This window comes from Tritonibacter scottomollicae, assembly GCF_032924845.1.
Taxonomy (GTDB): Bacteria; Pseudomonadota; Alphaproteobacteria; order Rhodobacterales; family Rhodobacteraceae; genus Epibacterium; species Epibacterium scottomollicae.
In genome coordinates this window covers 44,510-70,179 of record NZ_CP136707.1, presented here as the reverse complement: position 1 = coordinate 70,179, position 25,670 = coordinate 44,510, and the positions used below count along the sequence as shown (strand labels likewise).

Sequence of the window (25,670 nt, the reverse complement as noted above, 5' to 3'; positions counted from 1 at the left end):
CGACCGCATGACCGACGTTCCCGCCCGTGATCCAGATCTGGTAATGCGCCTCGCGCGCCTCGGCTCGATCCACCAGTTCCGCCTGTCGTTCATGCGGATCCTAACCCGCCGCATGGCGCGCGAAGGTTGGCGCTTCGAACAAACAGTGTTCGAGATCAACGAGCGCGGTGAGGGCCATGCAGTCTATACTGCCCACACACCTGACCGCGCTTATTCGCTTATCGCCTTTGCGCATGACCTGCCGCCGGAGAAACGCTCCGACCGGGTGATCGCCGACGCCTGGGACGCGACCTTCACCCTGTTTGACGGTATCCCGACGCCTGAGGACATCGCGCGGCTGGCACAGAATATCCCCCTGCAGGAAGCAGGCCGCGTCACCGGCAGCGAGCTTTCGGTCTCTCGCGCCAACCGCTCGGTGCGGCTGTGGGAGCATGTGGTGACCGCGCTGACCGCCGGACAGCAGCCCGACGCGGTACAGATCGACGCCGTCGGCTACCTGATGCGCACCACCGCAGTTTACGGCTCCGGCAAGTTGGGCGCGGCAGATCGCGAGATGATCGCCGACCGCCCCGAATTCCGGGTGCCGTTTCAGGCCGAGATGCTCTCGGTCTACCTGACCCGCTGGTTCGTCACCGACCTTGTACAACATATGGCGGATTGCCGCGCCGCGCGGTTGGGCAAGACCGCCGCGACCCTTGCACCCGAACTGGCGCGTTCGATGGGGATCGGCAATTCCACCGGGCTTGGCATGGCCCCCTTCCTGCTGAACCACCCGGTGCTGTTCAACAACTGGATCGCCGCACGGGAGACTGCCCTCAGCCGGGTGCGCGGCCTCGATCAGGCCAGCCCTGTGGACATTGCCCTGTTTCGCGACCTGTTCGACCGCGCTGTGCAGCTGGTCAACAGCTGGCACTCCGAACACCCGGTTCAGTTGGGCAAACTAAAGGCGCTGAGGGACGACATCGACCAGTTGCGCGGCTACCTGGAGCGGGCGGATCTGTCGGCGCCCACCCCATGGGATACACTCTACCGCTGGGCCGAGACCACCCTGTCGCTGGAAGGGCAGGAATGGATCGCCTCTCTGATGCTGGAACCCTACGGGACACTGGTGGATGATCTGGCCGCCACCATGTCTGCCGACAACACTGCCACTTTCCGCATCGCCGGCGCCATGTCGATCAGGGATTTGCGCAACTTGCTGGACCGGATCTATGCCTGGGCCATAGAGACAGACTGGTCGGAGCCGGGCAACAAGGCCCGCGCCTGGTACGTGTCCGAGGAAAAGCTGGAACCGCGCCTTGGCGAACGGTTCGAGGAGCCGATCGAAGCCTATGAACAGCCGCTTGCTCCGGGCCGCGATGCCGCCCTGCTGCATGCGGCGCTGAAACACTGGCCGGACGAGGCGCAAGTTGCCGAATTCATCCTGCGCCATCCCGAGCACCGGCACGTGCTGCGCCGGGTCCAAATCGTGGGCCGCGCGCCTTATGCGGAAATTCGCGACAACACGATTTCCGACCGGGTGATGCCGATAGACATGCTGCGGTGCAAGCTGGCGTTCTTCGGTGCGACCAAATTCGATCCGCGCTCTGATCGCTGGGTACGCATCTGCATGTATGGCAACGCCCCGCTGCCTTGCGAATTGTCGCCGGAGACCGCCGATCTCTGGGTCTACCCCACTTTACCGGAGGGCCACGCATGAGCCACTCCCTTAATGAAATCGAAGCCATGAGCAAACGCGCGGCGCGCGGTGCAGGTCTGTCCTGGGGTCTCGCGGAAGAGGCGGCCAAAGGCACCCGCTGGCTGTCGGCATTCGGTTTTCCCGGCACCGACCTGTTAGCGGATCTCTTGGAAATGAACGACCGCATCCCGCCTATCGATGTCTCGCCCGTGTCCCTGCGCGCGCCCGTCTGGCATGCTCCCGCGCGTCGCATGAGCCCGCTGATCGCGGGTGCATCGCTCAGCGACTGCGCGATGCGGTTGTTGGAGCGTGGCACCATCGCGATGGAGAACATCTGCGTCCCGTTGTTGACCGTGCCATTCATGGCCGGGGCCGCGCTGCGCCTCAAGCATCCAGTGATGGCAGAATGGGATGGGGCCCGAGTGGCCACGGACGGGCGGCAGCTTTGCCTGCAAGGTGAAAGCGCCACGCTCCAAGCGCCGATGACCGCGCATATCTGCTTTGGGACCCCGGCAGAGATGACCGGACGCCGCGAACAGGTGCTGCGCGCCGAGGTCTCCGACCAGAGCTGGCGACGGCTGTCGACCTTTGCGCAGCGAACCTTTGCCCCGGCAACCGAAGAAAGCCGCCTGCGCGGCGCCGGGGCCGGGCTCAGCGACAATGACTGACCGCCCGGTGTCTCTCTCCCGTCGCCGCCCCAAACCCTAGCAGAAGAAAGATCCGCAATGACCGCCACTGAAACCCTCTCCTTGGGTGCCATCGAAGACCTTGCCTTTCGTGCGCTGGTCAAGGCTGGCACATCACCGCAGAACGCCCGGCCGCTGGCCGTCGCCACCGCCATGACCGAGGCCGATGGCGTCGCTTCCCATGGGTTGGCCTATATCCCGATCTACGCGCAGCATGTGGTCTGCGGCAAGGTGGACGGCACCGCCATCCCGATCCTGTCGCAGCCACGTCCCGCCGTCATTTGCGCCGATGCCGCCACCGGATTTGCCCATGCGGCGATCGACCAGGGCTTTGAACAGCTGATCCCGCTGGCCCGAGACATGGGCATCGCCCTGCTGGCGGTAAACAATTCCTACAATTGCGGGGTTCTGGGCGTGCACACCCGGCGCCTTGCTGAGGCCGGCCTGCTCGGGCTCGGCTTTACCAATGCGCCCGCCTCGATCGCGCCCTCGGGCGGGGCCACGCCGGTGGTCGGGACGAATCCGATTTCCATCGCTGCCCCGGCCACAGGCACGGGTGAGCACGACAGCGCCGCCCTTCTGATCGACCAGTCCGCCAGCACGATCGCCAAAAGCGAGGTGATGAAATACGCCCGAGAAGGCCGCTCGGTGCCCGAAGGCTGGGTACTGGACGAGGCCGGACAACCGACCACGGATCCGGCAGCCGGGCTCAAGGGGTCCATGGTGCCCTCGGGGGGCTATAAGGGCGTTGGGATCGCGCTGCTGGTCGAACTGCTCGCGGCGGCAATGACCGGAGCGAACCTAGGCACCCAGGCCAGCCCGTTCTCCGGCACCGCAGGCGGGCCGCCGCGCACCGGTCAAGTATTCATCGCCATTGATCCGCAGGTAAGTTCCGCTGGTGGCTACGCCGACAAGCTGCGCTGCCTTGTCGAGTCTATCCACGCGCAGGAGGGCGCGAGGCTTCCAGGCGATGGCCGCAATACCCATCGCCAACGCGCCGGGGAGCGCGGCGTCGAGGTCAACGCAGCCTTGCTTGAGACCGTGCGTAGCCTGAGCTGATCTCCGCACTCTCGCCGGGGCGCCACTAGACGCGCTGTTACCTTGACTGCCGTCACCTGTGATAGGGGTCTGTTCCCGCTGTGGGCAGAATGACACCTCTCATGAGCGTTTTTGATTTTCCCGGCACGATAAGACTACCCCGCTGGCGCGAGATGGTCAAAATCTGTGGCCTGTACAGGCGCTGGAGACGGCAGGCCGAACCGATGGTTGTCATTCTCTCATCCGCGGATTGGATACCGCCTGACCAAATTCGATACGGGTGACCTCTCTCTAAGACCGGATATTTGTCCCAAAGCGTAGACCGAGGATTTCCCTATCCATGGCCGCCATCTCCAGCGTGCTGCACAGGCAGTCTGAGTTGGCGTTCAAGCTGTGAGTGGTGTCTTTCGCGCGATATCCCAAATGACCCCAGCCAGTTCCCGGGCGATTGCGGCCAACACTCTGGGCTGCGGTTTGCCTGTCCGGCTCAGGTCGCGATACCGTTTGCAAAGCCGCGTCTGAGCTTTCCAGCCAATATCCTTGATCTCCTGCGGCAGATGCGCCGAGCGCTTCAGATACGGATGTCCTTCTTTGGGAGGATGTCGGTATGACCACCCCGCCTCGACCAGCATGGTGCGCGCCAGCGCGTTCCCCGCTTTGGTCAATCGTCCTCTCCTGACGGTGCTGCCACTGGAATGCTCGCTTGGCACGAGGCCGAGCCAGGACATGAGTTGGCGCGGGTTTTCGAACCGCGTGATATCACCGATCTCTGCCACAACAGTCGCGGCAATTGTCGTGTTCACACCGCGCAAGGCGCGTAGGGCATCAACTACCGGCGCAAAATGCCAATCAACGATAGCAGTTTCGATTGCCTGATCCAGCGTAGCAACCCGTTCCTCGGCTTGGTCCACCGCGCGTTTGAGTTCCTCAAAGACGAGTTGCTGATGCGTGAAACGGAACCGGCGCAACTCGGCGAGCCACCGGCGGTGCCGCTGCGTCCAGTAGCTACCCGTCTCATACGTGAGTCCATGTCGCAGCAGGAAGCTGAGCAGTTGCAGCTTGGCCACCTTCACCGCATCCATTGCCTGCTTGCGCGTGCGGATCAGGTCTCGCATCGCTTCTTGCTCTTCATCGGGCGTCCAGATTGGCGTCAGTTCTCCAGCGCGCCAGAGCCGGGCCAACATCTCCGCATCACGCCGATCTGTCTTGATCCGATCCCCCACTTTACGTGGGATCATCGCGGGAGAGACAACGGCACACTCAAATCCGAGCTTCACCAAGTGCCGGTGAAGGCCGTAGCCGCATGGACCTGCTTCATAACAAAATGATGGCCTGTGGTCATTCCGGGTAAGCGTTTTTGTCAGCCGCAGCACTGCATCCGCCGAATTGGCAATGACCCCATGGAACCGGATCTCACCGCCGCGTCCATCCTCAGCGACAGCCACTGCAATCCTATCCTTGTGGACGTCTAAGCCCACATAAAGCGTTTTGTTCATTTGCATTTCCTCCGTCGAACAATCCATGTTCGCCGAGAAAACCACGGGCACCACGCCCGCCGCAAAACGCTCATCTGGTCTAAGGCAACTAAGGCAACTCGGCTGTGTTTACCCACTTCTTTGATCAGCCTGTAAGCAGTTGACCTTGCGATACCGAATTGTTTCGCGGCTTGGCCGGCGGTCATTCCGGCTTGAACGAGATTTTGCAAACCCACCCTGGCACATTGATGCCGTCGGGAGGGGCATCCACGCCATCAACAGAGCCCTGTGAACTGCGCCGATTGTGTGAACCGCCACCGAGATAAATTCGCAAAAAACGACAAAATCTGTTTATTTTCAAAAGTCTAAGCGCGAAACTTTATGTCCGACATTATTGTTGATTTTGTCGGACATTATGTGCAAGCCTTGTCTCAGCAAACGCAGAGCAGGACCCGCCGTGACCCAGCCGACCAATCCCAACCAGCAAACACAGACGCAGGCCGCAGGCGAAACGCTTGAGATCCTGCCGCCCGGCAGCACCAGCCGGGATGTGCTGGATGCGCTGTCGCGGATGATTGACCGCGAGGGGCTGCGGATCGGGGACAGGCTGCCGCCAGAGGTGGACATCGCCCGGCGGCTGGGGATCGGGCGGGCCAAGGTGCGTGAGGCGCTGACGTCCTGGCAGAGCATGGGCATTGTGGTGCGCAACAAAAAGGCCGGCACCAGGCTGGCAGCTGAAGTGGCGGCAAACGCCATCCATCTGCCGGTGACCATGAAACTGGAAGCCGAAAGCCTGCTTCGGACCCATGCGGTGCGGCGGCCACTGGAAGTAGAAGCGGTGCGGCTGGCCGCGCGCAATCGCAGCCCCCAGGACGCCGCCATAATCACCACCCGCGTCAGCGAGTTGATGCAGGTCTATGGCAGCAACACAGACTGGCGCCCGGCCGACGACCTGTTTCACCGGGCCATCTATGAAGCCTGCGGCAACCCGCTGTTTGGTCAGCTGATCCAGCAGATCCAACAAGGGTTCAAGGAAGTCTATGAAGCCCCGCTGGGCAAGCCCCATCTGGGCCACGAAACCATCCCGCTGCACCCGCCACTGGCACAGGCGATTGCAGAGGGCAACGAAGCAGAAGCCACGCGGCTGATGGACGAGATCCTGTCCATCGTCGAGGCCGAAATCCGCCAGGTTCTGGAGACCAAGAATGATTGATGAAACCGCCCTTGCAACACTGCTTGCCGCCACTCACGGAGCAGATGCCCCACTCGGGCAGATAGGGCAGTCGGGGCAGGCTCGGGTAGGCGGGTCGGTGCCCCCCCCCATCGTGCAAAGCTCGCTGTTCACATTTGACAGCTATCAGGCCTTTGCGGACCGCATGTCAGGCAAAACCAGCTCCCCGATCTATACCCGCGTGCAGAACCCCACCGTGGCTGCATTCGAGGACTTGATGGCCAAGGCAGAACGGGGCGAGGCGGCCATTGGCTTTGCCTCTGGCATGGCGGCGATTTCGTCGACCCTGCTGGCCTATGTGAAACCCGGCGACCGGATCGCCTGTGTGGAACATGTCTACCCGGATACGTTCCGATTGATGGAACGGCTGCTGCGCCCCTTTGGGGTGGAGGTGGAGTACCACCCGGTCAGCGCCTTTGAGAACGATCCAGAACTGCTGGCGGGTGTCACCATCGCCTATCTGGAGAGCCCCAGTTCCAACACCTTTGAGGTGATGAACCTGCCGCGGGTGACGGAACATGCCAAACGCCATGGCGCGGTGACGATGATTGATAATTCCTGGGCAGGCACGCTGTTCCAACGCCCTCTGACGCTGGGCGTGGATATCGTGCTGCATTCGGCCTCGAAGTATATTTCGGGCCATTCGGACACGGTTGCGGGCGTGGTTGTTTCCTCCCACGATCATATTGCCCGCATCCGTGATCTGACCGTTCCCTTGCTGGGCGCCAAACTGGCCCCGTTTGAGGCGTTTTTACTCACCCGCGGGCTGCGCACGCTGGTGGCGCGGATGCGCCAGCACGAGGCCACCGCAAATCTGTTTGTGGATCGGCTGAGCGTGCTGCCACAGGTGCGCAAAATCCGCAGCCCCGGCCCCAATGACGTGCCGGGCCTGACCGGAAGGTCCGGCCTGATGGGCGTGGAGTTCGACGACAGTGTGGATATTCCGGCGTTCTGCGACGCGCTGACCCATTTCAAGCTGGGGGTCAGCTGGGGTGGGTTCGAGAGCCTGGTGATGCCGGCCCGGATTGGACTGGCGCAGGCCGGTGAGCAGAACTCTATGCAGAAATTTGGCGTCTCGCCAAATCTTGTGCGGCTGAACCTGGGCCTGGAGGAAGCCGAGGATCTATGGGCGGACTTTGCCACGGCACTGGCCGCAAGCCAGCGCTGACCGCGCAGACAAGACGACCAACCAATACCAACAACAGGGAAGGAACTCATGAAACATCTTCTGAAAGGGATCGCTGCGGCGGGCATGCTGATGTGTTCGGCAGCTTATGCGGAAACAAACCTCAAACTGGTTGAGGTCATCACCAGCCCCGAGCGCACCAAAGTGCTGCAAACGCTGGTCGATGAGTTCGAGGCCGCCAATGAAGGCGTCAACATCGAGATCGTGTCGCTGCCGTGGGGCAGTGCGTTTGAAAAGCTGGCAACCATGGTTGCGGGCGGGGATGTGCCGGACATCGTCGAGATGCCGGAACGCTGGGCGGCGCTGTATGCCGGGTCGGATCAGCTGGTGGCGCTGGATGATTATGTTGCCAGCTGGGACCATGGCAGCACGCTGACCGAAAAGACCGTGCAGATGGGTCGCCAGACCGGCGAGATGCATATGCTGCCTTATGGGTTCTATCTGCGGGCGATGTTCTACAACAAGACACTGCTGGCTGAGGCCGGCGTTGATGGCCCGCCTGCCACCATGGAAGAGTTCATGGCGGCCTCGGCTGCGGTGTCTGAGCTGGACGGCAAGTCCGGTTACTGCCTGCGCGGTGGTCCCGGTGGTCTGAACGCTTGGGTGATGATGGCGGCCGCGATGAACGGCACCAATGAGTTCTTCACCGAGGACGGCAAGTCGCGGATCAACGAACCGGGCTCTGTAGCGGGCATCCAGTATCTGATCGACATGTACCAAAAGGGCTATGCCCCCAAGGACAGCGTCAGCTGGGGCTTTAACGAGATCGTGGCGGGCTTCTATTCCGGCACCTGTGCCTTCCTGGACCAAGACCCGGATGCGCTGATTGCGGTGGCAGAGCGGATGCCAGCCGAAGATTTTGCCGTGATCCCGATGCCGGTTGGTCCGGCGGGCAAGGCGTTCCCGACCATTGGGTTTGTCGGCTGGTCGATGTTTGAAGCCAGCGAGCACAAAGACGAGAGCTTTGATCTGATTGCGCATCTTTCGGCCCCTGAGGCCAACGCTACCTGGGCCAAGCGCATTGGTGTGATCCCTGTACACAAGGGCGCCGATCAGGATCCGCACTTTAAGACCGAGCAGTTCAAAGGCTGGTTCGACACGCTAAACGGCGACGAATATGTGCCGACCGTGATGCCGGTCTATCTGGAGCAGTTTGGTTATTTCGCGGACAGCATCGCGCTGGATTCCAGCCAGGAAGCCCTGCTGGGTCAGCGCAGCGCGCAGGACATTGCCGATGAATGGGCCGAGTTCCTGACCAATGAATATGCCACATGGAAGGCCGCGCAGTGATTGCCCGCGCCACAAAAACAGTCGTGCCCCGGAGACCCCGGGCACGACGCTCCCTGTATCTTCAGTATCTGGTGGAGCCTTTTGCCTATCTGTCGCCTGCGATCGTGTTGATCGGCACGGTGATCCTGATCCCGCTGATCATCGGAATTTCCTACTCTTTTCAGTCGATTGAACTTCTGCGCCCATTCGACAGCGGCTGGGTTGGGTTTGAAAACTATGCGGCGCTGTGGAGCGACAGGAAATTCTGGATCGCGTTGGAGAATACGTTTTTCTGGACCTTCTGGTCGGTGAGCTTGCAGTTTCTGCTGGGGCTGGGGCTGGCCTTGCTCCTGAACACGCAGTTCTTTGGCAAGCGGCTGTTTCAGGCGCTGGTGTTCCTGCCCTGGGCGGTGCCAACGTTCCTCTCCGCACTGACCTGGGCCTGGCTGTTCAACCCGGTGATCGGCCCGTTGCCGCATTGGCTGGCGGATCTGGGTATCCTGAGCGAGCCTTATAACATTCTGGGCGACCCGGAGCTGGCGATCTGGGGGCCGATCATGGCCAACATCTGGTTTGGAGTGCCGTTCTTTGCCATCACCCTGCTGGCCGCGCTGCAATCGATCCCCGGTGAGCTGTATGAAGCCGCCGAAATCGACGGTGCCAGCGCGTGGCAGACCTTTAGCAAGATCACCCTGCCGTTCCTGGCGCCGATGATTGCCATCACCGTGATGCTGCGCACCATCTGGATTGCCAATTTCGCCGATCTGATCTTTGTCATGACCGGCGGTGGACCCGCCAATTCGACGCAGATCCTGTCGACCTATATCTTCACAACCGCGTTCCGCAAACTGGACTTTGGCTATGCCTCGACGATCGCGGTGGCGCTGCTGCTGATCCTGCTGATCTATTCGCTGATCGTGCTGTGGCTGCGCAAGAAACTCATCAAGATCTAAGGACACGCCATGCCTGCCGCTCTTCGCCGCAGCCCAGCTGCCACCGTTGCCAAATATGCCGCGCTGCTGTGCTATCTCGTGTTTGCGCTGTTCCCGCTGTACTGGCTGATCAAGATCGCCGTGACCCCGGATGCGCTGGTCTTTACCGAAGGCACCCAGGTGATCCCCAGCGCGGTGACGCTGGACAACTTCCGCACCGTGCTGCTGCAAACCGACTTTCTGTCCTACTTTGGCAATTCCCTGTATGTGTCGCTGGGCACCGCGGCGGTGACCACGCTGGTGGCGGCTGCGGCGGGATATGCGTTCTCTCGGTTCGACTTTGCGGGCAAGAAGCTGTTGATTGCGGTGATGCTGATCACCCAGATGTTTCCGCTGCTGATGATCATCGCGCCGATCTACAAGATCATCTCGCAGATGGGCATGCTGAACTCGCTCACCAGCCTGATTGTGGTCTACACCGCCTTCAACATCCCCTTTGCCACCTTCCTGATGCAGTCGTTCTTTGATGGCATTCCGAAGGATCTGGAAGAAGCGGCGATGATGGATGGCAGCACCCGGTTTCAGGCCCTGTACAAGGTGGTGTTCCCGCTGACGCTGCCGGGGCTGGGCGCGACGCTGGGGTTTGTGTTCACCGCCGCCTGGTCAGAGCTGCTGTTTGCCTTGATGCTGATCTCAAAGAACGACGCGATGACCTTCCCGGTGGGGCTGCTGACCTTTGTGTCCAAATTCTCTGTCGACTGGGGGCAGATGATGGCGGCGGGCGTTCTGGCGCTGGTGCCCAGCTGCCTGTTCTTCATCTTCATTCAACGTTACCTCGTGCAAGGGCTGACGTCCGGCGCGGTCAAAGGCTAGGGAGGCCAAAATGGCACGTATCCAACTGAACGACGTCAAGAAAAGCTATGGTGATGTCAACGTCCTTCGCGACATCAACCTGGACATCCAAGACGGTGAATTCATCGTGCTGGTCGGCCCGTCGGGCTGTGGCAAATCCACCCTATTGCGGATGATCGCCGGGCTGGAGCCGATCAGCGGCGGCGATTTCATGATCGACGGGGAACGCATGAACGATGTGCGCCCGCGAGATCGCGACATTGCCATGGTGTTCCAATCTTATGCGCTCTACCCGCATATGGATGTGGCGCGCAACATGGGGTTCTCGATGGAGATCCGAGGCGATGCCGCAGAGGAGCGCAAATCCAAGGTGGCCGCCGCCGCCGAAACCCTGGGCCTGTCGAAACTGACCAACCGCCTGCCCAAGGCCCTGTCTGGCGGCCAGCGGCAACGGGTGGCCATGGGCCGTGCCATCATCCGCGACCCGCGCGCGTTCCTGTTTGACGAACCGCTGTCCAATCTGGATGCCGCGCTGCGGGTGGAAATGCGGCTGGAAATCGCCCGGCTGCACCAGAAACTGGGCGCAACCATGATTTATGTAACCCACGATCAGGTTGAAGCACTTACCCTGGCCGACCGAATTGTGGTGCTGGAGGGCGGCGACATCCAACAGGTTGGCAGCCCGCTGGAGCTGTATGAACGCCCGGCAAACAAATTTGTGGCGCAGTTCATTGGATCCCCCACCATGAATGTGGTTCCGGTTGAAGGCGGGGCAGGGGGCATCACCCTGGCTGACAGCAAACTGGCGCTGCCGCATCTGGGCGATACCTCTGCCGCTGTGGAACTGGGCATTCGCCCCGAACATATCGATGTAGTGGCCCCGGATCAGGGTATGCTGAAAGCGGTTGCCGATGTGATCGAACATCTGGGATCGGATACCAACATCTATGCCCGCGTTGAAGGCATCGGCCCTATGATGGTGCGGGTGCATGGCAATATCCCGGCCCGGTCCGGTGATCCGCTGGGGCTGAACATCCAGCCGCTGAACGCCCATATCTTTGCTGCTGATGGTACCGCCCTGCGCCGTGCCGACGCGATTGCTGCCTAAGGCCTCATTCAATGACACAGACTGATCAAATCCGCGCCGATCTGGAGCGCAAAACCTTGTGGCTGTCCGCATGGATGATCCACCACGCCAACAATCTCCGCGAAAAGGGCAGCATCAAGGTGGGCGGGCATCAGGCGTCTTCTGCCTCGATGAATGCCATTCTGAACGCGCTGTATTTTGACGTGTTGCGCCCCGAGGACCGGGTGGCGGTGAAACCACACGCCAGCCCAGTGTTCCATGCCATCCAATATTTGCTGGGCAACCAAAGCCAGGCGCAGCTGGAGGATTTCCGCCGGTTGGGTGGGGCTCAGCCGTATCCGTCGCGCACCAAGGACGCGGATGACGTGGATTTCTCCACCGGGTCGGTGGGCATGGGAGTGGCGATGACCGCCTTCGCCAGCCTGACGCAGGATTATCTGGCGGGCCATGGCTGGTTGCAGCAGCCCAAGGGGCGGATGATTGCGCTGGTGGGTGATGCTGAGCTGGATGAGGGCAATATCTATGAGGCGCTTCTGGAAGGCGCCAAACACGACCTGCGCAATTGCTGGTGGATCATCGATTACAACCGCCAATCGCTGGACGGGGTTGTCTCGGACGGGCTGAACGCGCGGTTCCGCGATATTTTCACCGCCTGCGGCTGGCAGGTGATTGAGCTGAAATATGGCCGGTTGATGCAGGCTGCGTTTGAACGCCCCGGCGGGCAGGGGCTGCGCAACTGGATCGACCAATGTGACAACGGGTTGTATTCGGCGCTGACCTTCAAGGGCGGTGCCGCGTGGCGGGCGAAGCTGGAGCGGGATCTGGCAAGCAATACGGATGCGCTGGCGCTGGTCGCGGATCATGATGATGCTGCCTTGGCCGCGTTGATGGGCAATCTGGCGGGCCATGATGCGGCCCTGCTGGCCGACACCATGAACGGCATCGACCATGACCGCCCGGTGTGTTTCATCTGCTACACGGTCAAGGGGCACGGGCTGCCGTTGGCCGGACACAAGGACAACCATGCGGGGGTGCTGACCGGCGGTCAGATCGAGGGCTTGCGCCGTGAGATGAACATTGATGCAGGCGCAGAGTGGGACCGGCTGGCAGGGGTGAGCGACCCCGACGCGGTGGAGGAATTCCTGAAGGCAGTGCCGTTCAATCAGGGCGGCAGCCGGCGGTATCAGGCGGCCACCTTGCCCGCCGACAAACAGGTAGAGCCGCGGCTGAAGGATGTGATTTCCACGCAGGAAACATTCGGGCAGGTGCTGGCGGCGCTGGCCTCAGACGCGCCGGAGCTGGCAGAGCGGATTGTCACCACCTCGCCCGATGTGTCGGTCTCGACCAATCTGGGGGGGTGGATCAACAAGACTGGGCTGTTTGCCAAGACCGGCGTGGCGGATGTGTTCAAGGATCAGGCGATTGCCAGCCTGCAAAAATGGCAGCGCAGCCCCGAGGGGCGGCATGTGGAGCTGGGCATTGCCGAGAACAACCTGTTCACGTTCCTTGGCGCGCTCGGGCTGTCGCATTCGCTGTTTGGTCAGCGTCTGCTGCCGGTGGGCACGGTCTATGACCCGTTTATCTGCCGCGGTTTGGATGCGCTGAACTATGCCTGTTATCAGGATGCGCGGTTCATGCTGGCGGCAACGCCGTCGGGCGTGTCGCTGAGCCATGAAGGCGGTGCGCATCAGTCGATCTCGACCCCGCTGATTGGCATGGCGCAGGATGGGCTGGCGACGTTTGAACCCGCCTTTGCCGACGAGCTGGCGGCGATCATGCACTGGGGGTTTGATTACATGCAGCGCGATGGCTCCGGTGCGGTTGAAGAACAAAGCTGGCTGCATGATGAGCGCGGCGGCGCGGTGTATCTGCGGCTGTCGACGGTGCCGTTGGAGCAGCCGCAGCGGCAGATGGATGCGGGTTTGGCGCGGCAGGTGATTGATGGCGGTTACTGGCTGCGCGCCCCTGAACCGGGAATCTCGGTGGTGATTGCCTATAGCGGCGTTGTCGCGCCTGAGGCGATCCGCGCGGCCGGGCTGCTGGCCGAGGATCTGCGCGGCGTAGGCGTGCTGGCAGTCACCAGCGCTGATCGGTTGAATGCGGGCTGGCAGGCAGCAGAACGGGCGCGCCAGCGCGGCCAGGACACGGCGCTGTCGCATGCCGAGCGCCTGCTGGCGCAGATGCCGCGTGATGCCGGGATGGTGACGGTGACCGATGGCCATCCGGCCGGGCTCAGCTGGTTGGGCGGGGTCGAAGGCCACCGGGTGAAATCGCTGGGGGTGGAACATTTTGGTCAGGCCGGCACGGTAGAGGATGTCTACCGGTTGCATGGGATCGACTGTAACGCGATCCTGCATGCGGCGGCGGCGCTGCGGTCGGGACGGGGCAAGCGGTACGCGCTGCCGCTGGCAGGCTGATGACTGCCTATTGTATTGAAAAGACGCCGATTTGGAGAGATTGATGCCTGATATTCTGACCGACAGCACCGCTGAGACCGGCACGCTGTGGATCACCGACCCCGGCCACCGCGCGGCTCTGCTGTATGAGGCGCGGCGGCAGTTTGACTTCTTTGCCGCCAGTGTGGACCCCAAAGGCGGGTTTGATACGCTGGATTTTGACGGCAAGCCACTTCCCGGTCAGCTGCGCGAAATCCACACGGTTACGCGGATGGTGCATTCTTATGCGTTGGCGCAGATGGCCGGTATTGAGGACGCGGAGCAGATCGTCGATCACGGGCTGAGCTATCTGCTCAGCCACCACCGCGACCCGGTGCATGGCGGATTTGTCTGGGGGGTTCAGGGCGACGCCCCAGCGGATGATCGCAAACTGGCCTATGGGCATGCCTTTGTGCTGCTGGCGGCGGCCAGCGCAATTCAGGCCGGGCATGCGCACGCCGAGGCGTTGCTAGATGAGGTCTGGCAGGTGCTGGATGAACAATACTGGGAAGAGGACCACGGGCTGTTTGCCGATGAGTGGAACCGGGACTGGACACCATTTTCTACCTACCGCGGCATGAATGCCAACATGCATTCCATCGAGGCGCTGCTGACCGCATATGAGGCCACCGGCCGGGCCGTGTTCTTGGAGCGCGCCGGGCGGATCTTGGATTTCTTTGTGAACCGCATTGCCCCGGCTGAGGGCTGGCGGCTGCCGGAACATTACGACGCCAACTGGCAGGTTGACCGCGCCTATAGCGGCAACCCGATGTTCCGTCCCGCTGGCAGCACGCCGGGCCATTCGTTTGAGCTGGGTCGGCTGCTGTTGCAATATTGGGATCTGCGGGGCCGTCCCGAAGGTGATGCGCCGCAAAATGCCCGCCGGTTGATCGAACAGGCGCTGACGGATTCCTGGAACACGGAGCGCGGCGGCTTTGCCTATACGCTGGGCGACGGCGGCACGGTGGCGATTGCGGATCGCTATTGGTGGCCGGTGACCGAGGCAATCGGAGGCATGGCAGCGCTGGTGAAACTGGACGCCCGCCCCGAGGACGAGGCCTGGTACCGCCGCCTGTGGGGCTTTGCCCATGCACATCTGATTGACCACGACCGCGGCGGCTGGTTCCCGGAACTGGACGCCAACAACAAGACCGTGTCGAACCAGTTTATGGGCAAGCCTGACATCTATCATTCGGTGCAGGCGGCGCTGTTCCCGCTGGCCGCTGGCCTGTCGCGCAATGCGGCGGATCTGAAACGGCTGGACCCGCAAACCGCCGCGCTGCGTTGACCTGAACCGATCTTAATAAACGCGGCCCGCAAGCGCGGCCTGTAATGCCCGAAGGTCGGATTTCCCACCCGCGGCCGGAACTGCCCCACGGGGTGGTTCCGGTTATTTTGGAGTTTAATGCCGGACGGGGCAGAAACCTACGCTCTCATGAGCGTTTTCAGGTTTCCTGTCTCTATTAAGCTACCCCATAAGCTACCCCGCTGACACGGGTTCGTCAAAGATGTAGACTGTGCAGGCGCTGGAGACGGTGGCCGAACCGATGATTGTCATGCTCTCATCTGCGGATTGGTTACCGCCTGACCAAATTCGATACGGGTTACCTCTCTCTAAGAACGGATATGTTTCCCAACGTAGTCCGAGGATTTCCCTATCAATGGCCGCCATCTCCAGCGGGTGTTGTCACGTTTGCTAGCGCATTCGGCAAATCGTGGTACCGATGGTATATCAAGCGACATTCGCCGCGGATTTCCACATCTCGAAAGCTTCGAGCCGATGGTAGCGAATGGTGAGGGCGGAGCCGCGGCGGGCTGGGACAGAGAAATGATTGCGGGTTGCGGACTGCATGAATACGAAACGCTGCAAGCCGCCCGGTGATCGAAAGCCCTGCATTGTTCGCTCTCGTTTTCGAAATGGCAGATGGCTGTTTTCAGCGCGGTTGTTGAGGCCCGTGTGGGACCATTGATCAAGGCCGGGCGCGACCTCACGTTTTGCGGCACCATAGGATCGCAATTTGTCCGTAATGATCCTTTTGGGCACGAAGCTCCAACGTTTCATCAGCTTGATCAAAAGCCGCTTTGCGGCGCGCTTGTCTCGCCTCGATTGAGGAATTTCTTCAAGAACGACACCGTGTCGGTCGACGGCACGCCACAGCCAGTATGACCGGCCCGCGATCTTCACCACGACTTCGTCCAGATGCCAGACATCACCAGGGCGCGGCTGCCGCCGCCGCAGAACGTGGGCGATCAAAGGGCCGAACTTAACGGTCCAGCGTCGGATCGTTTCATACGAAACGTCCACGCCCCTTTCCAACATAAGTTCCTCGACCTCGCGCCGGCTCAAGTTGAACCGGGCGTAGAGCCAGACAACATGAGCAATGATCGGAGGCGGAAAGCGGTGGCCCTTATAGCTGGTTTTCTCTGTTTGCATCGATACCGCCTACGCCCAGGTCACTAAAACAACAACCTCAGGACCGTTAACGTGACAACACCGTCTAGAGGGATATGCCTAGCAATTTCATATTTTGATAGGTATACGTGCCAAGCAAAACTTGGAAATGATTGGCATGACCCCACTCAGCAGCATCGCGTTGAGCGCTTACACCGATCTCGTGCGGTTCCTCAAGGATGACGCGCTGTCTAGCGTAGAAGGTAAGCCGACGCTCAAGGAGCGTGCCGATAAGGCCTATTGGTATGTCGCGCGACGCGTCGGAACTGAAATGCGGTTCATCTATATGGGCGAAGACAGCGACGAGACGCGCGCGCGCATCGACCAGATAGAAGAGCTGCGCGCAACGGCTAAGGAAAGGCAGGCGGAACGGTCGCGGCTTGTTCGGCTTTTACGCGCTGAAGGCATGACACCCACTGATCGCGCGACCGGTTCCATCCTGTCGGCTATGGCTGCAGCCGGGACCTTCCGGTTGGGGGGCACCATCGTTGGAACGAATGCTTTCCGGCTTTACGAAGGCGAGCTTGGCATTCGCCTTCCCCTGGGCGGCATGGCCAATACCGGCGACATCGACATTGCGCAGTTCGAAAAGCTAAGCGTGGCCTTGCAGGATCAGGTCGATCCGGGTCTCGCTCAGACCTTCTCGGCACTAAAATTCGATCCCTTGCCGGCTCTTGACCAAGGTCGGACGTGGCGATGGGCTCAGGGTGGTAGCGGCCAGTTGGTCGAATTTCTCACACCGGCCTTCGGAGATGAAACCATTCGTGATCTGCCAGCATTGGGCGTGAACGCCCAAGGATTGAATTATCTCAACTTCTTGATCGCCGAACCAATCCACGCAGCGGCGATCTACCGATCTGGCATTCTGGTGCAGATCCCGCGCCCGGAACGTTATGCGATCCACAAACTGATCATTGCAGACCGGCGCCGTGACGGAGCAGGCAGCCTCAAATCCGCAAAGGACAGGGAGCAGGCAGCGTTCCTGATACAGGCGATGGCGGATGACCGACCCGATGACCTGGATCGTGCCTATGCCACCGCCATGGCGGTCGGACCGCGCTGGCGAGCTCATATCGACAACTCGCTGAAGCGAATGCCTGGGACGAAGGCCATCCTCGAGAGCCTGGACGCGTGATCGCCAGTTGAACCGCATCGGGTTTGCCGGAGGCTGATTTGTCTTAGTTACGCGACCATGTCTTCAGCTTCCAAAGCTGCGTGGAAGTTTGCCTCTGCTTCCGCCGACGGGATGTTCTCTATGGGCTCGAACAGGCGGCGGTTGTTGAACCAGTCCACCCATTCCAGCGTAGCGTACTCCACAGCTTCGAAGCTGCGCCATGGACCGCGACGATGGATAACCTCAGCCCTGTAGAGACCGTTGATGGTCTCGGCCAAAACGTTGTCGTAACTGTCACCAACCTACCGACCGAAGGTTTGATATCAGCTTCGCCCAGTCTCTCGGTGTAGCGAACGGACAGATATTGCGAGCCGCGGTCGCTGTGATGCACCAGCCCCATGGCCTTCGTGGGGCTCCTATCATGGATAGCCTGCTCCTGCGCATCAAGGACGAAACCGGTCTGTGCCGGAGTGCTGGCGCGCCAGCCGACGATCTTGCGCGCATAGACATCGATGAGCGAAGTCTTGTTCGCCATTGGTTCGAAAACAATGGTCGAGCGACAACATAGACCAAGCCCTTCCAAGTGGCGACGTAGGTGAAGTCGCTGACCCAAAGCACGTTTGGCGCCGGAAAGCGGAACTCACGGTTCATCTTGCCCAAGGGGCACGGGGCCTTCTTGTCTGGGATCGTTGTCCGGTGCAGCTTGCCGCGGATGATGCCCTGAATGTCCTAGTCTTTCATCAGCCTTGCACAGTGCAGCGCGCGACAGAGAAGCCTTCCCGGACGAGCTGTCGCCAGACCTTGCGGGCACCATAGACCTTGTAGTTTTACTCCCAGACGCGTTCGATCTCGGACTGTAGGGCGCGATCACGACGGGCACGGTCCGACGGCCGCGCCGGATCGGCCCGCTTCGCCAAGTGATCGTAGTAGGTGGAAGGGGCGATCAGCAGCACCTTGCAGATCGGCTCGACCCCGTGCGCATCTCGTTGCGCGTCGATGAAACCCACCATCACTTTGACCGGCGGTAGAGCTCCGCCATCGTAAAGTCGAGCACGTCACGCCACTGGTTCTAGTGGCGTGATCGACGCTGACGCCTTACGAAGGATTTCGTTCGCCAGGCGCAGTTGGCGGTTCTCGCGTTCCGGCGCCTTCATCCGCTCGGCCATCTCGCCGGAGACTGTTTGATCCCACGGTTTAATGGTGCGATCCTTTCTCAGGCTTGGAAGGAAGCATTATGGGACAAGTTCGTCACGGGAGCGCCACGACAACGCACGCCGTCAGAGCTGCAATACAGCGATCGCAAGCTTCGCTCACGCAGTTGAGCAAGGAATTGGGCATCAATCCCAAGACTGTCGCGAAGTGGCGCAAGCGGGCGACGGTGGAGGACTTGAAGACTGGGCCGAGGGAGCCGCGTTCGACCGTTCTCACTGAAGCTGAGGAGGCGATGATCGTCGCATTCCGACGGCATACGCTGCTGCCGCTGGATGATTGCCTCTACGCTCTTCAGCCATCGATTCCGCAACTGACGCGATCGGCATTGCACCGCTGCCTGCAGCGGCATGATATTTCTCGGCTACCTGAAATCGAAGGCGACAAGCCGAAGCGTCAGAAGTTCAAGCGCTATCTCATTGGCTTTTTTCATATCGACATCGCCGAGGTTCAGACAGCGGAGGGCAAGCTTGGAGTGCCCCCACTGAAGTGGTCCATCTTTTGGGATAGGAATACCCGTTTTCAGGAGGACGACGAGATGGCAGGCAAACGAGAGAAGCCCGAGGACATCGTGCTGAAGCTGCGACAGGTTGAGGTGCTGCAAGGGCAAGGGAGCTCGGTTCAGGAAGCCGTTCGGCAAATCGGTGTGACGGTTCAGACTTACTACCGGTGGCGCAAGCAATATGGCGGGATGAGCCGCGATCAGCTCAAGCGGCTGAAGGAGTTGGAGACCGAGAATAGCCGGCTCCGTCGCGCCGTGTCTGATCTTACCTTGGACAAGATGATCCTTGCCGAGGCCGCACGGGGAAACTTCTAAGCCCTTCCCGCCGCAGGCAATGCATTGACCATGTGCGGCAAACGCTCAGCGTATCGGAGCGCAGGGTCTGCCGCACATTGGGTCAGCATCGCTCGACGCAGCGCAAAGTGCCTTGTGGCCGACCGGATGAAGCCCGGCTGACCGAGGATATCATTGCGCTGGCCGAAGAGTATGGGCGCTATGGATACCGCATGATCACAGGAATGCTGAACAACAGCGGCTGGCACGTAAATCACAAGCGTGTCGAACGGATCTGGCGGCAGGAAGGGCTGAAAGTCCCGCAGAAACAGCCCAAGAAGGGCAGGCTCTGGCTGAACGACGGTTCGTGCGTGAGGCTGCGGCCAGAACGCCCGAACCACGTTTGGTCCTATGACTTCGTTCAGGATCGCACGCATGACGGACGGGTCTTCCGCACCCTGAACATCATAGATGAGTTCACGAAGGAGGCGCTGGTGATCAAAGTCAAACGCAAGCTCAACTCAGTTGACGTGGTCGATGCCCTGACCGACCTGTTTATCCTGCGCGGCCCGCCGGAATACATCAGATCGGACAATGGAGCCGAGTTCATTGCCAAGAAGGTGCGCGCCTGGATCGGTGCCGTGGGCGCGAAGACCGCATTCATTGCCCCGGGATCACCTTGGGAGAACGGCTACTGCGAGAGCTTCAACGCCCGCTTCCGGGATGAGTTACTAAACGGCGAGGTCTTCACCACGCTGCGTGAAGCACAGATCCTCATCGAACGCTGGCGTCGCCACTACAACACGGTTAGGCCCCACAGCGCCTTAGGATACCGGCCCCCAGCGCCCAAAAGCATCGTCCCGATAGACCAAAGACCGACGATGCATTAACATTCAAATTGGACCACTCGATGGGGGCACATCAAGCTCTACCTCTTCGTGGGGATTGACCGCACCAGCAAGTTCGCAGTCGCACAACTCGTGGATAAGGCAGACCGCAAGATCGCCTGGGAGTTCCTCGAACACCTGCTCAAGGCCGTCCCCTATCGCATCCACACGATCCTCACCGACAACGGCATCCAGTTCGCCGAGCAGCCTCGCAACCGGAACACAGCCTATTCCCGGCAGATGCGCTTCGACATGATCTGCGAGGCAAATGAGATTGAGCATCGGCTTACCAAGCCCAACCACCCCTGGACCAATGGCCAGGTCGAGCGGATGAACCGCACGATCAAGGAGGCGACCGTCAAACGATACCACTACGGCAGTCACGACCAGTTGCACACGCACCTCGCGGACTTCATGGCAGCCTACAACTTCGCACGCCGCCTCAAGACGCTCAACGGCCTCACACCCTACGAATACATCTGCAAAATCTGGACTTCAGAGCCAGATCGATTCATCCTAAATCCGATCCACAAAATGCCGGGACTAAACACCTAAGCAAGGAGTTGGCTTGATGACTGACCCAAGCTATTGGATCTGATCGGCCATCATGTCGCCTTAACGACACACGAGGCCCGGAACATTAAAGTCGAACTGATTAAGGTAAAACTAACTAAGGCGCAATACATTGATAAGGGTACTTCTATTAGAGGACGAGGGCATCCTTCGTCACGCAATTGCGATGAATGTTCATACGCTGTTCGGAGAAGCCGAGATATTTAGCTTCAACCGATACGATGGTTTGCAGTCCACTATCAAAAATGACGGCGAAATCGCGATGACGGATTTTGATGTAGCTTTGCTGGATCCGGGTGTTCCTCCAGTCTCGCCATCATCGAGCCGTGAAGAGCGAATAGATATGATCTCGACGATAATATCCGCTTTACGAAACGATTGTAGCGTTCTTGTTCTGACTGGCTCGTACAGTGAGGCAGAATCCAAAGTAATGTTGCAAATGGGAGTTTCCAAATATTTATCGAAAGACAGCCTCGATCTCATGCAACTGCGTAATCACATAGATACAGCTTCAGGGTCTCCACAAGCTGTTGGACCGGATACAGAAATGAGGACTGAACGATTTTTCAGTGGCCTAACTGAAAAAGAAAGAATTGGCCTAGCTGTCCATCAAAAAATGTATGATGAGAATTTAGTTTCAAGAGCTCTTGATTTGGATGTGGAGAGCATTCGTCGATATGTGACAAGAGCTAAAAAACGCGAACGTGACCTGATCAATAGTCCTGGTCCGCAATAGAAACTTCATACTCGCTCGCACAACACTGCAGCTTCCATCTGTTCGAGGAATTGGTGCGACGGATTTCCCAGATAATGAACGCCTGGACTGAATGAACGGATGCCCGGAAATAGTTTCGCTAATGAATTAGGTGAGAACGCGTGAATATGTCCGTTTCGTGGTCCTAACCACCAATAGTCGTGCTCCGATGCCTCTGGAAGAAGTAGCGTTGTCACTACTATGTCTGCTTCGTCCGCTGCTAGACGCAAAAGTGTTTCTGCAGCCGCCTGAGGGTTGGGGACATGTTCAAGAACCTCGATGCAGAGAAGCAAATCGTACTGCCCACTGATGGCAGTTAGTTCGAGTGTCATTGGATCGAACGCTACAGCATCGACACCAACTTCCGAAAGATGCTCAGGAAGAAGTCCGGAACCAGATCCATAGTCAAGGACTCTCGTCGAGGTGGAGTAAAATCGAGTAACGGCGTCGGCAGTAGATTTTGGCCTACGGGCAACATACCCTGGATCATGTATGTGATAGTCGGCGTTATAGATCTGTTCTTTAAATCGGCGATCTGGCCAACCATCGAAATAGTCAGTGGCTACGTGCGCACATACCTTACACTCTCCATAAACCGCTTGTTCGCCAGGATCAGAACTAGATCGTCCACCGAATCGGACACCACATGAGTGATTTGATGATCTGGCGAGTATCGGACAACTCAGACTTGAACAAACCGGACAACGCATTGTACGATTCTTCCAACTTAATTTCTTCTCGAAGGTCATGTGTTCCATGCTGAGACTTGCTTTTGTATCCGCTATCACATTGTTACCATTGAATACTTTGTATGCTTCAGAGACATCCTTTGCATTGACAGTCGGTGACACAAGCTACACCGTCGATCAACTAGAAAGCGACTTCGAGCAAGTTACTATACATACGGTTTCGACCTGGACGCAGGATGAAGTGATCCAATACTCGGGGCCTTCATTGCTTGAAGTTGCGGATCGCTCAGGGCTTGGAAACCTGACTGGTTTGAAGCTTACATCGGCAGACGAATATGCCGTCACTGTTCCGAGATACGAGGCTGAAAAGTTTAATACAATCATCGCGATACGTGTTGATGGGAAACGAATTGGCTTTTCAGAAAAAGGCCCTGCTCGAATGGTATGGCCGAGATCAAAGTATCCAGACGAAATCGGCGCAGCGCAAGATGGGTACTGGTTGTGGTACTTGATCTCAATCACTGCTGATTGAGGTGTATATGCAGAGTTATCTACGGCTTGCTCTATATGGTGTCGTAGCTTCCGCGCTAGCTCTGCTGTGGTTGATCGGTCACGACTGGTATCGTCAGCTCAATCAAATCGACGATCAACAAGACCAGATTGGAGTGCCCCCACTGAAGTGGTCCACCTTTTGGGATAGGAATATCCCGTTTTCAGGAGGACGACGAGATGGCAGGCAAACGAGAGAAGCCCGAGGACATCGTGCTGAAGCTGCGACAGGTTGAGGTGCTGCAAGGGCAAGGGAGCTCGGTTCAGGAAGCCGTTCGGCAAATCGGTGTGACGGTTCAGACTTACTACCGGTGGCGCAAGCAATATGGCGGGATGAGCCGCGATCAGCTCAAGCGGCTGAAGGAGTTGGAGACCGAGAATAGCCGGCTCCGTCGCGCCGTGTCTGATCTTACCTTGGACAAGATGATCCTCGCCGAGGCCGCACGGGGAAACTTCTAAGCCCTTCCCGCCGCAGGCAATGCATTGATCATGTGCGGCAAACCTTCAGCGTATCGGAGCGCAGGGTCTGCCGCACATTGGGTCAGCATCGCTCGACGCAGCGCAAAGTGCCTTGTGGCCGACCGGATGAAGCCCGGCTGACCGAGGATATCATTGCGCTGGCCGAAGAGTATGGGCGCTATGGATACCGCATGATCACAGGAATGCTGAACAACAGCGGCTGGCACGTAAATCACAAGCGTGTCGAACGGATCTGGCGGCAGGAAGGGCTGAAAGTCCCGCAGAAACAGCCCAAGAAGGGCCGGCTCTGGCTGAACGACGGTTCGTGCGTGAGGCTGCGGCCAGAACGCCCGAACCACGTTTGGTCCTATGACTTCGTTCAGGATCGCACGCACGACGGACGGGTCTTCCGCACCCTGAACATCATAGATGAGTTCACGAAGGAGGCGCTGGTGATCAAAGTCAAACGCAAGCTCAACTCAGTTGACGTGGTCGATGCCCTGACCGACCTGTTTATCCTGCGCGGCCCGCCGGAATACATCAGATCGGACAATGGAGCCGAGTTCATTGCCAAGAAGGTGCGCGCCTGGATCGGTGCCGTGGGCGCGAAGACCGCATTCATTGCCCCGGGATCACCTTGGGAGAACGGCTACTGCGAGAGCTTCAACGCCCGCTTCCGGGATGAGTTATTAAACGGCGAGGTCTTCACCACGCTGCGTGAAGCACAGATCCTCATCGAACGCTGGCGTCGCCACTACAACACGGTTAGGCCCCACAGCGCCTTAGGATACCGGCCCCCAGCGCCCAAAAGCATCGTCCTGATAGACCAAAGACCGACGATGCATTAACATTCAAATTGGACCACTCGATGGGGGCACATCACACACTCACTGTCCTCAATCGTAGCACGACACTTTTTCCCTTCGTAGTCGCCGCGAATGTGCTCTGCCTGCGCATTCAGACCGTTTTCCTTTCAGATATGGAAATTGCCGTAGGAGCGGATAGCGCGAGAGGAGCCACTTGGTACGACACTCTCGCGACCTCGATGGAGCCTATCAATCTGCTCCCTGTTGTCCTTGTCTCCTTGGCGGCCGGCATCGCCTTGGCGATCTTCGAGGCGATCTCGAAGGAACGGATGATCAACACCTCCGGAAGCGCTGGAGCTGGCCGCAAGGATCGCAACGACTGGATAAGACCGGCCACCAGCGTGGAAACCAACGGATAGGCACTGTCAGGGATAATCGCGGCGGGCCTTGGCTGAAAACGGTGTCGTCGTGATGAGGCTCCCAGCCTGGGCAAATCTGGCCCGCCGCTTCCAATCAAATTCACCCCAAAGGGTAGCGCTGTAAAGGCAGCCCCCCGAACATTTTGGAACACGACATGAAAACAACAGTTATTTCACTCACACTTATCTCTGCTTTTACGCTCTCCGGCTGCATGGGCGGCGTGTCTCAGACGTCCGCCAATGTGATGGGCATGCAGTCCATCGCAGGCGTTCAGCGCTCCGCGCAGGCACAGCCCACGGAAAAGGATCTCGCTCTGTCCTGCAGTCAGGTGCAAAGCGAGCTGAGCCGGATCTATGCGCGCATGGAAGAGGTCAACAAATCCGAACGTGCCCGCGAGCGCAACGCCAACCTCACTGGCGGTTTGCTTGATGCGGGCCTGTCCGTCGTCGGCGCTGGCGCCATCGCCAATGCGGGATCCGCTCAGGCCATTTCCAACATCGGCACCGCCACCACCGTGGCCGGCGCGGCCGCCAGCACCACGCGCGGATCCGGTCCCAGCGCCCAGACATACAATGAAGCAATGGCCATGGCCGAACGCAGCTCGGTCCTTGAGCGCGTGAAACTCGCCAAAGGCTGCTGACAGATGTCGATTTCCAACAAGAGGTCCAAGATGAATATCAAACCCATTGCCGCAGCGCTCCTGGCTGCAACCACGCTTGCCGGCTGTCTCAATGACGGGACGGTCGCCGACAAACACGCGATCACCTTTGAAAAGCCCAACCCGGGCGGCGGGCCATCAAAGGCGCAGAGCCAAGCGGCGCTGCAGCAATGGCTGATTGCCAATGTCCCTGAAGGCGACACCGCCAAGAATATCAGCGTCGGCCCGGTACGCTATGCGGCGATCCTCTGGCCGTTTCCGGAAAAGGACTACTTCGTCTGCGCTCGATACACGGCGAAGAACCAGTACGGAACTTATAAGCCGCCGCGCAACGTCCTGATGACCATGCGTGTCTATGACGCCGCCAAAGGCTGGCAAGCCGCGCTGATCAAGGATGAGACCTTCGACGGCTATCGCCAATACTGCATCGGTCAGCCGCATGCATAGTTTGATTTC

The 25,670-nt window shown here is 59.4% G+C and carries 23 protein-coding genes, 3 pseudogenes and 1 other annotated feature; of the genes and pseudogenes, 21 read left to right on the top strand and 5 right to left on the bottom strand.

Annotated elements, in window-relative coordinates:
* The first annotated feature begins 7 nt into the window (after positions 1–7).
* The 3 genes from R1T40_RS21420 to R1T40_RS21410 are packed head-to-tail and all read left to right on the top strand — an operon-like array spanning position 8 to position 3,423.
* Positions 8–1,699: a hypothetical protein gene (locus R1T40_RS21420; protein WP_317387175.1), complete on the top strand. Its 1,692-nt coding sequence runs from the start codon at positions 8–10 to the stop codon at positions 1,697–1,699.
* A complete protein-coding gene (locus R1T40_RS21415; protein WP_106164983.1) occupies positions 1,696–2,346 on the top strand; it encodes a DUF3726 domain-containing protein in 651 nt (216 codons plus the stop codon). The genes R1T40_RS21420 and R1T40_RS21415 overlap by 4 nt, the downstream gene beginning before the upstream one ends.
* A 57-nt stretch (positions 2,347–2,403) precedes the next feature.
* Positions 2,404–3,423 (top strand): Ldh family oxidoreductase, encoded by a 1,020-nt coding sequence (locus R1T40_RS21410; protein WP_106164984.1) that lies wholly within the window; start codon positions 2,404–2,406, stop codon positions 3,421–3,423.
* A gap of 365 nt (positions 3,424–3,788) precedes the next feature.
* Here R1T40_RS21410 and R1T40_RS21405 read toward each other — a convergent pair whose 3' ends face one another.
* Complete coding sequence (locus R1T40_RS21405) at positions 3,789–4,898, bottom strand: IS110 family RNA-guided transposase (RefSeq protein WP_317387174.1); 1,110 nt, start codon at positions 4,896–4,898, stop codon at positions 3,789–3,791.
* Positions 4,895–5,083 carry a hypothetical protein gene (locus R1T40_RS22320; RefSeq protein WP_110684137.1) on the bottom strand — a complete coding sequence of 63 codons (189 nt, stop codon included), beginning with the start codon at positions 5,081–5,083 and terminating at the stop codon, positions 4,895–4,897. The genes R1T40_RS21405 and R1T40_RS22320 overlap by 4 nt, the downstream gene beginning before the upstream one ends.
* A 251-nt stretch (positions 5,084–5,334) precedes the next feature.
* Between R1T40_RS22320 and R1T40_RS21400 the strand changes: the two genes are divergently transcribed.
* From R1T40_RS21400 to R1T40_RS21365, 8 genes are read left to right on the top strand one after another with little or no spacing between them, the layout of a single operon-like run.
* The gene (locus R1T40_RS21400; protein WP_227538597.1) at positions 5,335–6,090 is read left to right on the top strand and encodes a FadR/GntR family transcriptional regulator; all 756 of its coding nucleotides are present in this window, start codon (positions 5,335–5,337) and stop codon (positions 6,088–6,090) included.
* Positions 6,083–7,276: a PLP-dependent transferase gene (locus tag R1T40_RS21395; RefSeq protein ID WP_317387173.1), complete on the top strand. Its 1,194-nt coding sequence runs from the start codon at positions 6,083–6,085 to the stop codon at positions 7,274–7,276. Before R1T40_RS21400 ends, R1T40_RS21395 begins: the two co-directional genes overlap by 8 nt.
* Positions 7,277–7,324: 48 nt before the next feature.
* Positions 7,325–8,584 carry an ABC transporter substrate-binding protein gene (locus tag R1T40_RS21390; RefSeq protein WP_317387172.1) on the top strand — a complete coding sequence of 420 codons (1,260 nt, stop codon included), beginning with the start codon at positions 7,325–7,327 and terminating at the stop codon, positions 8,582–8,584.
* Complete coding sequence (locus R1T40_RS21385) at positions 8,566–9,516, top strand: carbohydrate ABC transporter permease (protein WP_106164989.1); 951 nt, start codon at positions 8,566–8,568, stop codon at positions 9,514–9,516. Before R1T40_RS21390 ends, R1T40_RS21385 begins: the two co-directional genes overlap by 19 nt.
* 9 nt (positions 9,517–9,525) lie before the next feature.
* On the top strand, positions 9,526–10,368 hold the full coding sequence (locus R1T40_RS21380; protein ID WP_114963848.1) for a carbohydrate ABC transporter permease: 843 nt from the start codon (positions 9,526–9,528) through the stop codon (positions 10,366–10,368).
* 10 nt (positions 10,369–10,378) lie between these two features.
* Positions 10,379–11,455 (top strand): ABC transporter ATP-binding protein, encoded by a 1,077-nt coding sequence (locus tag R1T40_RS21375; RefSeq protein WP_317387171.1) that lies wholly within the window; start codon positions 10,379–10,381, stop codon positions 11,453–11,455.
* An 11-nt stretch (positions 11,456–11,466) separates the two neighbouring features.
* On the top strand, positions 11,467–13,851 hold the full coding sequence (locus R1T40_RS21370) for a transketolase (RefSeq protein WP_317387170.1): 2,385 nt from the start codon (positions 11,467–11,469) through the stop codon (positions 13,849–13,851).
* A gap of 43 nt (positions 13,852–13,894) precedes the next feature.
* Positions 13,895–15,157 (top strand): AGE family epimerase/isomerase, encoded by a 1,263-nt coding sequence (locus tag R1T40_RS21365; RefSeq protein ID WP_317387169.1) that lies wholly within the window; start codon positions 13,895–13,897, stop codon positions 15,155–15,157.
* A gap of 444 nt (positions 15,158–15,601) precedes the next feature.
* On the opposite strand, the gene R1T40_RS21360 is transcribed toward R1T40_RS21365, so the two are convergent.
* Positions 15,602–16,303 carry an IS6 family transposase gene (locus tag R1T40_RS21360; protein ID WP_317387168.1) on the bottom strand — a complete coding sequence of 234 codons (702 nt, stop codon included), beginning with the start codon at positions 16,301–16,303 and terminating at the stop codon, positions 15,602–15,604.
* A 136-nt stretch (positions 16,304–16,439) separates the two neighbouring features.
* Here R1T40_RS21360 and R1T40_RS21355 point away from each other — a divergent pair, with 136 nt between their 5' ends.
* Positions 16,440–17,456, top strand: coding sequence for a nucleotidyltransferase family protein (locus R1T40_RS21355; RefSeq protein ID WP_317387193.1), 1,017 nt, complete (start codon positions 16,440–16,442; stop codon positions 17,454–17,456).
* Between the two features lie 47 nt (positions 17,457–17,503).
* Here the strand turns inward: R1T40_RS21355 and R1T40_RS21350 are convergent.
* Positions 17,504–18,652 (bottom strand): annotated as a pseudogene (locus tag R1T40_RS21350) (IS3 family transposase).
* Positions 18,371–18,488: a sequence feature (AL1L pseudoknot), on the bottom strand. Its footprint overlaps the pseudogene before it by 118 nt.
* Positions 18,653–18,669: 17 nt before the next feature.
* Here R1T40_RS21350 and R1T40_RS21345 point away from each other — a divergent pair.
* The 4 genes and pseudogenes from R1T40_RS21345 to R1T40_RS21330 all read left to right on the top strand — a co-directional run.
* Positions 18,670–19,116: pseudogene (locus R1T40_RS21345) on the top strand (IS481 family transposase); the annotation flags it as partial.
* A gap of 66 nt (positions 19,117–19,182) precedes the next feature.
* Positions 19,183–20,309 (top strand): IS3 family transposase gene (locus tag R1T40_RS21340; RefSeq protein WP_239369321.1). Its coding sequence is split into 2 segments (ribosomal slippage): positions 19,183–19,447 and positions 19,447–20,309, totalling 1,128 coding nucleotides; the frame shifts between segments, so codons are not numbered across the junction.
* A 33-nt stretch (positions 20,310–20,342) separates the two neighbouring features.
* Positions 20,343–20,861, top strand: a pseudogene (locus tag R1T40_RS21335) (integrase core domain-containing protein); the annotation flags it as partial.
* Between the two features lie 130 nt (positions 20,862–20,991).
* A complete protein-coding gene (locus R1T40_RS21330; RefSeq protein WP_317387167.1) occupies positions 20,992–21,615 on the top strand; it encodes a response regulator in 624 nt (207 codons plus the stop codon).
* A gap of 5 nt (positions 21,616–21,620) precedes the next feature.
* On the opposite strand, the gene R1T40_RS21325 is transcribed toward R1T40_RS21330, so the two are convergent.
* The gene (locus R1T40_RS21325) at positions 21,621–22,391 is read right to left on the bottom strand and encodes a class I SAM-dependent methyltransferase (RefSeq protein ID WP_317387166.1); all 771 of its coding nucleotides are present in this window, start codon (positions 22,389–22,391) and stop codon (positions 21,621–21,623) included.
* Here R1T40_RS21325 and R1T40_RS21320 point away from each other — a divergent pair.
* From R1T40_RS21320 to R1T40_RS21300, 5 genes are all read left to right on the top strand, one after another.
* Positions 22,390–22,854, top strand: coding sequence for a hypothetical protein (locus tag R1T40_RS21320; RefSeq protein WP_317387165.1), 465 nt, complete (start codon positions 22,390–22,392; stop codon positions 22,852–22,854). The genes R1T40_RS21325 and R1T40_RS21320 overlap by 2 nt on opposite strands.
* A 197-nt stretch (positions 22,855–23,051) precedes the next feature.
* Positions 23,052–24,178 (top strand): IS3 family transposase gene (locus R1T40_RS21315; RefSeq protein ID WP_317387164.1). Its coding sequence is split into 2 segments (ribosomal slippage): positions 23,052–23,316 and positions 23,316–24,178, totalling 1,128 coding nucleotides; the frame shifts between segments, so codons are not numbered across the junction.
* 20 nt (positions 24,179–24,198) lie between these two features.
* The gene (locus R1T40_RS21310; RefSeq protein WP_317387163.1) at positions 24,199–24,555 is read left to right on the top strand and encodes a hypothetical protein; all 357 of its coding nucleotides are present in this window, start codon (positions 24,199–24,201) and stop codon (positions 24,553–24,555) included.
* 155 nt (positions 24,556–24,710) lie between these two features.
* Positions 24,711–25,196: a hypothetical protein gene (locus R1T40_RS21305; protein ID WP_106165021.1), complete on the top strand. Its 486-nt coding sequence runs from the start codon at positions 24,711–24,713 to the stop codon at positions 25,194–25,196.
* 30 nt (positions 25,197–25,226) lie between these two features.
* Positions 25,227–25,661 (top strand): hypothetical protein, encoded by a 435-nt coding sequence (locus tag R1T40_RS21300; protein ID WP_317387162.1) that lies wholly within the window; start codon positions 25,227–25,229, stop codon positions 25,659–25,661.
* The last annotated feature ends 9 nt before the right edge of the window (positions 25,662–25,670 follow it).